8 protein-coding genes are annotated in these 11,115 nt (G+C 44.9%); 4 read left to right on the top strand and 4 right to left on the bottom strand.

Annotated features, from left to right (window positions below; translation table 11 throughout):
- Positions 1-65: 65 nt before the first annotated feature.
- The 4 genes from AB4512_RS09335 to AB4512_RS09350 all read right to left on the bottom strand — a co-directional run bounded on the left by AB4512_RS09335 (position 66) and on the right by AB4512_RS09350 (position 5,766).
- Positions 66-1,775, bottom strand: coding sequence for a putative 2-aminoethylphosphonate ABC transporter permease subunit (locus AB4512_RS09335; RefSeq protein WP_372127501.1), 1,710 nt, complete (start codon positions 1,773-1,775; stop codon positions 66-68).
- Between the two features lie 21 nt (positions 1,776-1,796).
- On the bottom strand, positions 1,797-2,906 hold the full coding sequence (locus AB4512_RS09340; protein WP_372174810.1) for a putative 2-aminoethylphosphonate ABC transporter ATP-binding protein: 1,110 nt from the start codon (positions 2,904-2,906) through the stop codon (positions 1,797-1,799).
- 227 nt (positions 2,907-3,133) lie between these two features.
- Positions 3,134-4,555: an FAD-dependent oxidoreductase gene (locus AB4512_RS09345; protein ID WP_372174812.1), complete on the bottom strand. Its 1,422-nt coding sequence runs from the start codon at positions 4,553-4,555 to the stop codon at positions 3,134-3,136.
- Positions 4,556-4,755: 200 nt separating this feature from the next.
- On the bottom strand, positions 4,756-5,766 hold the full coding sequence (locus AB4512_RS09350) for a putative 2-aminoethylphosphonate ABC transporter substrate-binding protein (RefSeq protein WP_032545661.1): 1,011 nt from the start codon (positions 5,764-5,766) through the stop codon (positions 4,756-4,758).
- Between the two features lie 350 nt (positions 5,767-6,116).
- On the opposite strand from AB4512_RS09350, the gene phnW reads away from it, so the two are divergent.
- The 4 genes from phnW (at position 6,117) to AB4512_RS09370 (ending at position 11,081) form a co-directional block, all read left to right on the top strand.
- Positions 6,117-7,220: a 2-aminoethylphosphonate--pyruvate transaminase gene (gene phnW / locus AB4512_RS09355; RefSeq protein WP_372174813.1), complete on the top strand. Its 1,104-nt coding sequence runs from the start codon at positions 6,117-6,119 to the stop codon at positions 7,218-7,220.
- Entirely contained in the window at positions 7,220-8,659 is a 1,440-nt protein-coding gene (locus AB4512_RS09360; RefSeq protein ID WP_372174815.1) for an aspartate aminotransferase family protein, read from the top strand. The genes phnW and AB4512_RS09360 overlap by 1 nt, the downstream gene beginning before the upstream one ends.
- A 92-nt stretch (positions 8,660-8,751) precedes the next feature.
- The gene (gene phnX / locus AB4512_RS09365; RefSeq protein ID WP_372174817.1) at positions 8,752-9,570 is read left to right on the top strand and encodes a phosphonoacetaldehyde hydrolase; all 819 of its coding nucleotides are present in this window, start codon (positions 8,752-8,754) and stop codon (positions 9,568-9,570) included.
- Between the two features lie 440 nt (positions 9,571-10,010).
- A complete protein-coding gene (locus AB4512_RS09370; protein WP_372174819.1) occupies positions 10,011-11,081 on the top strand; it encodes an OmpA family protein in 1,071 nt (356 codons plus the stop codon).
- Positions 11,082-11,115 lie beyond the last annotated feature (34 nt).

The following is an 11,115-nucleotide window of genomic DNA, read 5'->3' on the forward strand; positions in this document are numbered from 1 at the left end:
CATTTCCTTTCATTCTTGTTCTTGTCGTCAGCCACTCCTTGGCCAACTGCAATATAAGTGGTTCGCTAGCGTTTACGCCAAGCTTGGGTGCGCTTATCGAATAACTTGTTGATTAGCATATGAATCAACTTCGCACTCGCTGCAGATATCATGATCATCACCGCCATCGCTGCTGCTGCACCGGTTTGACCTGCATCGTCCATATTCAGTACTGATACTGACGCTGGAATCGTATTGGTAGAATACAAGAATACTACCGCAGATGTCGTGGTAAGTGCATTAATAAACAGGTATGTCGCAATATCTAAAATCGCCGGCAGACAAACAGGTACCGTCACCTTAAAGAACAGCTTGTATTGCGGTAAGTTTACCGAAGCCGCTGTTGCTTCAATTTCGGAAGGCAGTTGTTTCAATGCCGTTAACGCCGTCATGTGCCCTACCGTGTAGTAGTGAACCACGGTATTAATCACCAAGAACGCCATCGTGCCATACAAGAAGTTAAGTGGGTTACTCAAATCATTGAAGTAGAAGATATAACCCAAACCCAGCACCATACCCGGAACGGCCATCGGAACAACGCTGAGCATTTGCATCGCTTGACGAACAGGACCGAAGGCGCGACCTTTCTCAATGCAGTATGCACCTAAGAAAATCAGAACAGTACCAATAACCGCAGTCCAAGCACCAAGCGTTAAGGAGTTGAAGAATGGCGCCCAACCATAAGTACTCATTTCTGCGAAGTTGTAGTTGTTTAGCGTCAGCGCTTTGTTCCAAGGCCAGAAGGTGACCATCGAACCGTATATCGCCATGCCCAACACAATAACCACAGCAGCAGAGATGATGGTGCAATAAAGGAAACATAAGCCATCACGTAGTGAACTAGGTTCAGGTTGGTACGCGACAGAACGAGTATCAAACAAGCTCTTTTGTTTCTTTTGAACCCAGCGGTCAACGGTAAACGCAAGCAACGCAGGTAATAGCAGCAAGATACTGGTTACTGCACCCATAGAGAAGTTCTGTTGACCAACCACCTGCTTAAAGATGTCAGTCGATAACACGTTGTAGCTACCACCTATCACCTTTGGCACACCAAAGTCACAAACCACCAGCGTAAACACAACGATCAGGGTACTGATCAAGCCGTATTTTGCCGCAGGTAACGTCACCATAAAGAAAGTTTTTAACGATGAAGTATTGAGTGCACGTGCTGCCTCATAAAGGCGAGCGTCAGAGGTTCTTAATGAGGTGGTCAGAATCATCAAGGCGTGTGGAAACGTCCAAAATATCAAGCCCAGTGAGATACCAATCAAACCATAAACCGAGTTGCCCCCCAAGACTTCTTTAGCGATACCTTGGTTACCAAATAAGAAGATAAGACTGATTGCAGGAAGCAGTGACGGAGCAAGAATAGGCGCAGAACCCAGTACTTGAAAAAGCCCCTTAAAAGGCATGCATGAACGAGTTAGCGCATAGGCATAACCAAACGCCAAGACGCCCACGACAACGGTCACTAACAACCCGAGCGTGAAGGTATTGCCTACCGACTGCCATAGGCTTTGAGACGCAAAATACGTAGCGAAATTCTGTAAACCTACAAATTCACCGTCTGCGTTCTGAACACTCTTTTTCAACATTGCCCACAGTGGCATCAGGATAAACAACGTCATGACCACAGACAAAAAGGCCAGCAGCCCAAATAGAATCACGTTGTCTTTGCTTAACCGAGCCAGAAAAGGTTGTACTCGTCGTTGAATTAGCAGCTTAGATTGCATCATTTGAGTCGATTCCATGATTGATTACGCCGCCTCGTCTTTCATCACTTGCAGGCTTTTCGATGAGTAAGCTCTAAGGCCTTCTTGATCAAACGCCACGTAACGAATATCACTGCGACGCAGCTTCAATCGGTTGAACTCTTTGACGGGTACATCAACGATGATCTCTTTCGCCGTTGAGTCATGTTGCAATTGACACTCAACACGATAAAACGCCCCTAAGAATTCGCTTGATACGATTCTCACTGGCAAGGATTCACTAAAACGATCAACAAACTGGATTTGCTCTGGACGAACGGCAATATCAAAAACATCACCCAGATTTGGCGTGAGATTATCTAAGCCAGGTAACGGCAGCATTGACTCAGCAATACGCATCTTGCCTTGAGCCGCAACAGAAGCTTGAATAAAGTTCATGCTACCAACAAACTCAGCCACAAAACGACTGACAGGTTTTTGGTAGATCTCTTGAGGAGCACCGACCTGCTCGATAACACCATGATTCATCACGACAATACGGTCTGCCATCGTTAACGCTTCATCTTGGTCGTGCGTCACCATAATAGTGGTGATACCCAATTTGCGTTGCAGTTGGCAGATCTCATCACGTAGGTATGTTCTTACCTTCGCATCCAACGCAGAAAGCGGTTCATCGAGTAGCAACAAGCCTGGAGACAATGCTAATGCGCGAGCCAGAGCAACACGCTGCTGCTGTCCACCAGATAGCTGATTTGGAAATTTCTGACCAGACGTTGGTAAGCCAATGGTCTCTAACCAAGACTCAACCGTCTCAAGGGCTTCTTTGGTCGACATGCCTTGGTTTTTCAGACCAATCGCAATGTTTTCTTCCACAGTGAGATTTGGAAACAAAGCGTAAGATTGGAACACGATGCCAAAGTCGCGCTTTTCTGGTGGCAAGAAGGTCGTATCATTACCGTTCTGCTCAATAGAACCTGACGTTGGTAAGTCTAGGCCTGCAATCGCACGTAATAAGGTGGTTTTTCCACAGCCAGATGGGCCAAGGAAGCAGACGAACTCGCCTTTATCTATCGATAGGGAGATGTCTTTTAACGCTGTAAATTGGCCAAATTGCTTTACAACGTTTTCAATATTCAAATAAGTTTGGTTGCTCATACTACAGCACTCTCTATATGGTATATACCAAATTTAAACTGAGAATATTGCAGTTGAGTGACAAATTTATAGAAGCTAAATGACAGTTATATTGCAGATATAATAAGCATTAAAGATTGCTATTTGTTCAGCTTTAAAAGTTAGTTCAACGTTGAAAGCCCTCAATGACGAACCAAAAAGTCACTGAGAGCCTAAATGTAAACTTCTAATTTAAACGCAAGATTAATCTATGATTCAACCTTGTCGGCTTTGCCCGCCGCACCTGCGAGTTTGGATAACTGTTTATCCAGCCACAATGGCGTGTTACCAGAATCTTCCGCGTTCTCTTTTCTTCGAACTGCATCTCTAACCATCATTGCTCCAACCCAACGAAATGGCTCTGGTGGGAAATAGCCTCGTGGACCGCTAGTTAAGCCACTACGTGTCCATTCGTTATCATCTCCTAACACCATTGAAGACAAAATTTTTCCGCCCATACGGGTTTGAGCAACGCCATTGCCTGAGTAACCAAGCCCATAATAGATGTTGCTTTGGCCTTTTAGGTTACCGAAAAATGGCAATCCGGTGACCGAACGGTCTGAGCCGCCAGACCAATTGTAATCGAATTCACTTTGTTCCAATTTAGGGAACAGTTTTTGAAACGATTGATTGAGAATCGGCAAGTAGTTGGTCGTTTGGTTAAACATGCTTTCAACTTGATTGGCAAACGAGAACTTATTACCGCCTTTGCCCAACATGAGTCGTCCGTCCTGGGTATCTCGGTAATAGTGGACAAAGATACGCGAATCTACCACCGCTGCCCCTTTCTCTGGACCAAACTGCTTGAGCTTTTCAGGAATAGGCTTGGTCACCACCATATCGGAAGAGACAACCACTATGCTGCGTTTGAACTCTTTAAAGTGATCGAGCATCCACGCATTGAGTGCCAAAATCACTTTATCCGCAAATACGGAACCGCCTTTGGTTTGAATTAGAGCTGGGGAGCCATACTCGAGTAATGTCATCTCTGTGTTTTCGTGAATTTCAACACCCAGTTCAAGAGCGACTCGGCGCAAACCTCTAGCCAATAACGCAGGCTGCACACTACCCGCAGCTTCTGAGTAGTAACCCTCAATGTGGCGATCAGATCCCGCTTTATCAGCCAAAGAATTGTCGCACTTCTTCCAGCTATTGATGCCCTGCTTAACCAGCTCATTAACGACTGGCTCCATTCCACCCTTTTGGGCTTCATTGGTCGCCGTGTAGTAAGTACCGCTTCGATATAGATGCGCGTCAATCTTGTGTTCGTTACAGAAGGCTTCAATCTCGTATATAACCTTTTCCGATTCCTTAACCAACCATTTCGCTTGTTCTTTTCCGTAGAGCTTTTTCAGCGTCGGATACTTAGTTGACCACGTCAGCATGCAACCGCCGTTCGCACCAGAAGCACCGCTACCACATAGACCTTTTTCAATCACGACAACATGCTTTTCGGGTTGCTGTTGTTTGATTAAAATCGCCGTCCATAAACCCGTATAGCCACCGCCAACAATGGCGATATCACAGTTGACGTCTTTTTGGAGCGACTTCGCCGAATCTAGCCCCTCATTGATGTTGCCAAACTCTTGTTCTAACGCTTGCTTGAACCAATATGAGTAGTGCTTTGTCATTTGTTGTACCTTACTTAAAACCTAAAGGCGTAAAACTAAAAAAGGAAGACCGAAGCCTTCCTTTACTGATCTCTAACTTCTAATGAGCTGCATATCTAATGGACTACGTGTCTAATAAGCCATATATCTAATAAACCATGTGTCTAATAAGCTCGGTAGATAATTAACCAAGGAGCTCATGAACTAAAAAGCTCAGCAGATTAAGATTTTGGCTCTGATTTAGCGTCAAACTTCTCAGACCATGTTTTAAGAACGTCTGCACGTTCACTGCCCATGCGAGCGAAGTCCATTTTTGCCATGTTCTTTTCTACATTAGGGAAGTTCTCTGCTTTGCCTGTCACATCTTGGTGACCAACAACTGGGTACATTTCGATGTAAAGCTCATTTGCCGCTTTAGAAATAGACCAATCGATAACACGTTGTGCTGCATCAGAAGGCTTAACAAGGCCTACCGCTTCAGATTCCCAGCCGATGCCTTCAGGTGTAATCACTGAAAGTGGAGCGCCTTGAGTTTTCAGCTTAGCGCCACGGCTCGCCATAGAAATACCGATAGCGACTTCACCCATGCCCGCTTGAACACATGGCTTAGAACCTGAGTGCGTGTAGTGAGCAATATTTTGGTCTAGCTTCTGCATGTAGTTCCAACCTTGGTCTTCACCCATGTTTTGTAACCAAGCCGAAACCTGCATGTAGCCCGTACCAGAAGATGCTGGGTTTGGCATAGCAATGTGGCCTTTATAGATAGGCTTCGTTAGGTCATCCCAAGATTTAGGTGCAGGTAAGTTAAGTTGCTTAGCCACCACTTCGTTGAAACAAACTGCATTGAAGAATGCATCATTACCGTACCAAGCTTGAGTAGACTGTGGGTCGTTAAGGTTAGCGCGTAATGCTTCTACACCTTGAGGCATATAAGGTTTCAGGATGCCCTCTTCTTTAAGCAGTGCCATTGAAGAACCAGCAAGTCCCCAAACTACCTCTGCACGCGGGTTGTTTTTTTCGGCCAATAATTTTGCCGTCATGATCCCAGTTGAATCACGTACCCACTTGATGTTGATGTCTGGGTTTTCACTTTCAAATGCGTTTTTGTACTTCGCTAAAATGTCAGTTTCAAAAGCGGTGTAAACCGTCACTTCCTGTGCTGCATAAGCATTACCAGCCAATAGAGTAACTAAAGCTGCAAGTGATCCTTTCATAAAACGGTTTTTCATCATTTTCTCCAGTCAGGCCCGATGCCAAGGTTAGGAATTGCCAAGGTTAAAGTTGTTAAGGCTAGAAGCTCCATCTAGAGGCTTCTATATCCATAAATTCATTTAGGTTGTTAACACACACCTTTGCATTGGTATGCACCAGATTTCGAGTATTAAGCTAACTGGCTTTTATGACGATTAAATGAACAAAAAATGGCAATTTAAAGATCGGAAAATTTCTCAACAAAAGTGACAAATTTGAATATGAAGCTTTTGTGAAAATAACGTTTGGGCTATTTACGACCGTTTAAATTGGTTGTTAAAGTAACCGCAAATATTGGTATAGTCCAAAATACAAATCGCGAGAATTGAACATGAGAAACGAATACTTACTGCTGACACCGGGCCCTTTATCTACTTCTGAAACCGTTCGCCAAGCGATGCTAAAAGACTGGTGTACTTGGGATGATGAATACAACAAAGACGTTGTTGAAGTGATTCGTAGCAAGCTTGTTACTTTGGCGACTAAGCAGGCGGGATATACAAGTGTATTAATGCAAGGCAGCGGCACTGCTTCAGTTGAAGCAACAATCGGTAGCGTTATCTCTAACAGCGATAAGCTTCTTGTGGTCGATAACGGTGCGTATGGTGCTCGTATTGCTCAAATCGCAGAATATTTAAACATTCCATGCCATGTCGTTTCCCCAGGTGAAACATCACAGCCTGACTTGAACAAAATGGAAACGGCATTGGCTATGGATTCAGATATTACTCACGTTGCGATTGTGCACTGTGAGACCACTACAGGTATGTTGAATCCAATCGAAGAGATTGCCAAATTGGCAAAACAGCACAACAAAACCGTCATTCTTGATGCGATGTCGAGCTTTGGTGGCATCCCTATGGATATTGCTGACTTAGGTATTGATTACATGATCAGCTCGGCAAACAAGTGTATTCAAGGTGTACCTGGATTCGGCTTTGTTATTGCGAAGCAATCGGAACTGGAAAAATGCAAAGGCCAAGCTCGCTCATTAAGCCTTGACCTGTTTGACCAGTGGCACTGCATGGAAAGCAACCATGGTAAATGGCGCTTCACGTCTCCGACTCATACAGTGCGCGCTTTCTACCAAGCTCTACTTGAATTGGAACAAGAAGGCGGCATCGAAGCTCGTCATAGTCGCTACCAAACCAACCAAACCACATTGGTTGCAGGTATGCGTTCTCTTGGTTTTGAACCACTGCTTAATGATGACCTTCATTCACCTATCATTACCTCTTTTTATTCTCCAACTCATAGCGATTACCAATTCAAGGAGTTCTATGACCGTTTGAAAGAGCAAGGGTTTGTGATTTATCCGGGCAAGGTTTCAAACGCAGACTGTTTCCGCATCGGTAACATCGGTGAGGTTTACCCTTCTGACATTGAAGCCCTAATTGGCGCAGTGAAAAACGCTATGTACTGGGACATCAAATAATGACGACGACCAATCAAGAGCCCGTTCTAAAGGCGACACACTTTCGAAGCGAAGGCGATGTGAACACCACAGCCGCACGTGAGAAATGGAACGAGTCACTAAACGATGATGCAACTCAAACGATGTTAAAGCGTGACTCTGACGTGTTTCTTCATCAAGCGATGTCAACGCCTTGCCTAGACACACTTGAAGCCGCAGAAGGCATCTACATTCAAGATACCACGGGCAAGAAGTACATGGACTTTCACGGTAACAATGTTCACCAGCTAGGTTATGGTCACCCACACATCATCAATAAAGTGACTCAGCAAATGGCGTCATTGCCGTTTTCACCGCGTCGCTTTACCAATGAGACGGCCGTTCAGTGTGCTGAGAAACTCACACAGATCTGCGGTGGTGATTTGAATCGCGTGTTGTTTGCTCCCGGTGGCACATCAGTGATCGGCATGGCGCTAAAACTTGCTCGACATGTCACCAACAATTTCAAAGTAGTGTCTTTGTGGGACTCATTCCATGGCGCGTCACTCGATGCAATTTCAGTAGGTGGCGAAGCGTGTTTCCGCGAAGGCATGGGGCCATTAATGGCTGGCGTAGAGCGCATTCCACCAGCGGTCTCTTATCGTGGTGCTTTCCCGCTTAATGACTCTTTATCGCTTCGCGGGCAAAACTCCGGCGATGCGAACGAGACCACATGTGATGTGCGTTATGCGGATTACCTAGAGTACGTGATTGAAAAAGAAGGCGGTATTGGAGCCTTCATTGCAGAAGCGGTTCGTAACACAGACGTTCAAGTGCCAAGTAAGGCTTATTGGAAGCGCATTCGTGAGATCTGTGACAAACACAACGTCATATTGATCATTGACGACATCCCAAATGGCATGGGTCGTAGCGGCGAATGGTTTACACACCAAGCGTTTGATATCGAACCTGACATTCTTTGTATCGGTAAAGGTTTTGGCGGAGGCTTAGTACCAATCGCAGCCATGGTCACTAAAGACAAATACAACACGGCAGCGCAAGTATCACTTGGTCACTACACCCACGAGAAAAGTCCTATTGGCTGCGCAACGGCACTGGCTACGATGGAAGTAATTGAGCAAGAAAATCTACTTGAAAAAGTACAAGCGGACAGCGCATTCGTGCGTGAACAACTGCTTCAAATGAAAGAGAAATACCCAGTCATTGGTGACGTTCGCGGCATCGGTCTGCTTTGGGGAGTGGAATTGGTCACTGACCATATCACCAAAAACCGAGCGTTCGATGAAGCAGAAGCAGTACTTTACCAATGTCTGAACGATGGCCTGAGCTTTAAGGTTTCACAAGGTAACGTGATTCAATTGAGCCCACCATTGATCATCAGCCGTAGCGAGCTAGAAGTCGCTCTGTCTGTATTCGAAAAAGCGATAGCCAAAGTCTGCAAAGATTTTGAATACCTTTAATTCTCGAAATCAACATTTAAACCAATAACCTTAAACAACCATTTGTTTCCCAGAACTTTGAACTGGGAGTGACACAAAAATAGGACACTATTATGAACACGACATCACCTATCCAAGCGGTTATCTTTGACTGGGCCGGCACTATCGTTGATTTTGGGTCGTTTGCTCCAACTAGCATCTTCGTTGAAGCATTCAAACAAGGTTTCGACTTTGACATCGACTTAGCTGAAGCTCGTGAACCTATGGGTATCGGTAAATGGGATCACATCCAAGCGGTGGGTCGAATCCCTGCTGTTGACGCTCGTTGGAAAGCTCAGTTCGGACGCTCAATGACAAGTGAAGACGTTGACGCGATCTACGCGGCATTCATGCCTCTTCAAAAAGCGAAAGTAGCCGATCACGCAGCACCTATTTTGAATGCGATAGAAGTGGTCAATAACCTAAAAGAGAAGAACGTGAAGATCGGATCTTGTTCAGGTTACCCACGTGAAGTGATGGATGTGCTAATCCCTGCTGCTGCAGATTACGGTTACCACCCAGACAACATCGTAGCAACCGATGACCTACCTCAAGGCGGTCGCCCTGCTCCATTTATGGCACTTAAAAACGTAATCGACCTTGGCGTAACCAGCGTTTCAGCATGTGTGAAAGTGGATGATGCAGCACCTGGGATCGATGAAGGTCACAACGCAGGTATGTGGACAGTAGGCCTTGTACTATCAGGTAACGAAGCAGGCTTAACGTATCAAGAATATTTAGATGCAGACGAGACAACACTTACAGCTGCACGTGAAAAAGCAAGCGTTAGGCTAAACGAATCAAACCCGCACTACTTGATCGATACCATTGCAGACCTACCAGGCGTCATTGCAGATATTGAACAGCGTTTACTGGCAGGAGAGCGCCCATAAGCAAAAGCGAGATGTTCACGTGACGTAAAGTACGTGAAAAACATCTCTAATCGCTTTAATTCAAATCCCTATCCAATCATGTACTCATTCGAGTTATACATATTGGGTGGGGATTTTTGTTTTATAAGCATGATAAAGCGCAAGTTTTTTACTTATTACCCGTAGCGCCACTGGTAAATAGACGAGGCTAGGCTATAGCTTAAACATAAACATTCCAACAAATGATAAAATCAACAATAAAGGCATCTTAAATATATAATATTTAACAATTTCATTGACTCCAATACGCAATCAGATTAACAATATAAGTACTGAGAAAGAAACAGGTTCACCTGAACCAACACCTTGATTTACTTATTATAAGCAGTGTCGTAACCCAATAAGTGATCGTTTTACTGGTAAGTTCAGATAAAAATAAGAGTTAATCCAAGGAAAAAATTATGAAAAAACTGTCAAAAATCATGTGTGCTGTTGTAGCCGCTTCAGGCCTAGCAGCAGCGCCTTCTATTGCTGCAACGACTTACGTGGGTGCAAAAGTGGGCGTGGGCTGGCTAGACAGCGCATGCGTAAGCGGTGAAAAGTGTGATGATGATGCAATTGGTGCAGGCATCTACTCTGGCTACAATTTTAATGACAAGTTTGGTATTGAGCTAAGCTCAGACTTCCTTGGCGACTACAAGACAAGCTTTTCAAAGAACGGCACAACAGCTGCGTTCAGCGATCCACTGATCGCAATCTCGCTAACTCCAATGTACCGCCTAGCAGTACAACAAGAGTTTGACGTATTCTTTAAAGCAGGTCCTGCTTACATTTCACACGGTGGCGAGGATGACGTCGTTCTTTCTGCTGGTATCGGTGTAGAGAAGCAACTATCTTCTGATTGGGCATTACGTGTTGAATACCAATACTTTGATGATTTCGACGACAACTACGTTCAAGACCTGAACTCGAACCTACTATCAGTTGGTGTTAGCTACAACTTCGGTACTGGCAACACAACAGCATCAGCGGCGGCTGCAACAGCTTCTGCAGTAGCAGTGACTCAAGCGCCATCTGAGCCAATCACAGAACCAGCAGTTGTTGTTGAAGAGAAGACAACCGTGGTTGTTACTAAAGCGCAAACTGAGAGCTTCTCTCAAGGTATGTTTGAGACAAACAGTACTGAACTGTCTACAGATGGTAAAATTGCATTAATGCCATTAGTTGAAGTACTTAAAGCTCACCCTCAATCATCAGTTGATGTTGTTGGTCACACCGACTCAACAGGTGCAGCTGAGTATAATCTAATGATCTCTAAGAAACGTGCTGCTGCTGTAGCCGCATACATCGAAGAGCAAGGCATTGAAGCAGACCGTATTACAGCGTCAGGTGAAGGCGAAGAGAATCCAATTGCATCAAACGCTACAGCTGAAGGTCGTGCTCAAAACCGTCGTGTTGACGCAACGATCCCTGGTTTCGAATACCAAGAAGAAGTACAAGTTGAAGAAGTTATCGTAGAAGCTGCTGAATAATAGCACTCTACCTTAGTTAAAATAATAAGGGCGG

This window comes from Vibrio sp. 10N.222.52.B7, assembly GCF_041474275.1.
GTDB lineage: Bacteria > Pseudomonadota > Gammaproteobacteria > Enterobacterales > Vibrionaceae > Vibrio > Vibrio crassostreae_C.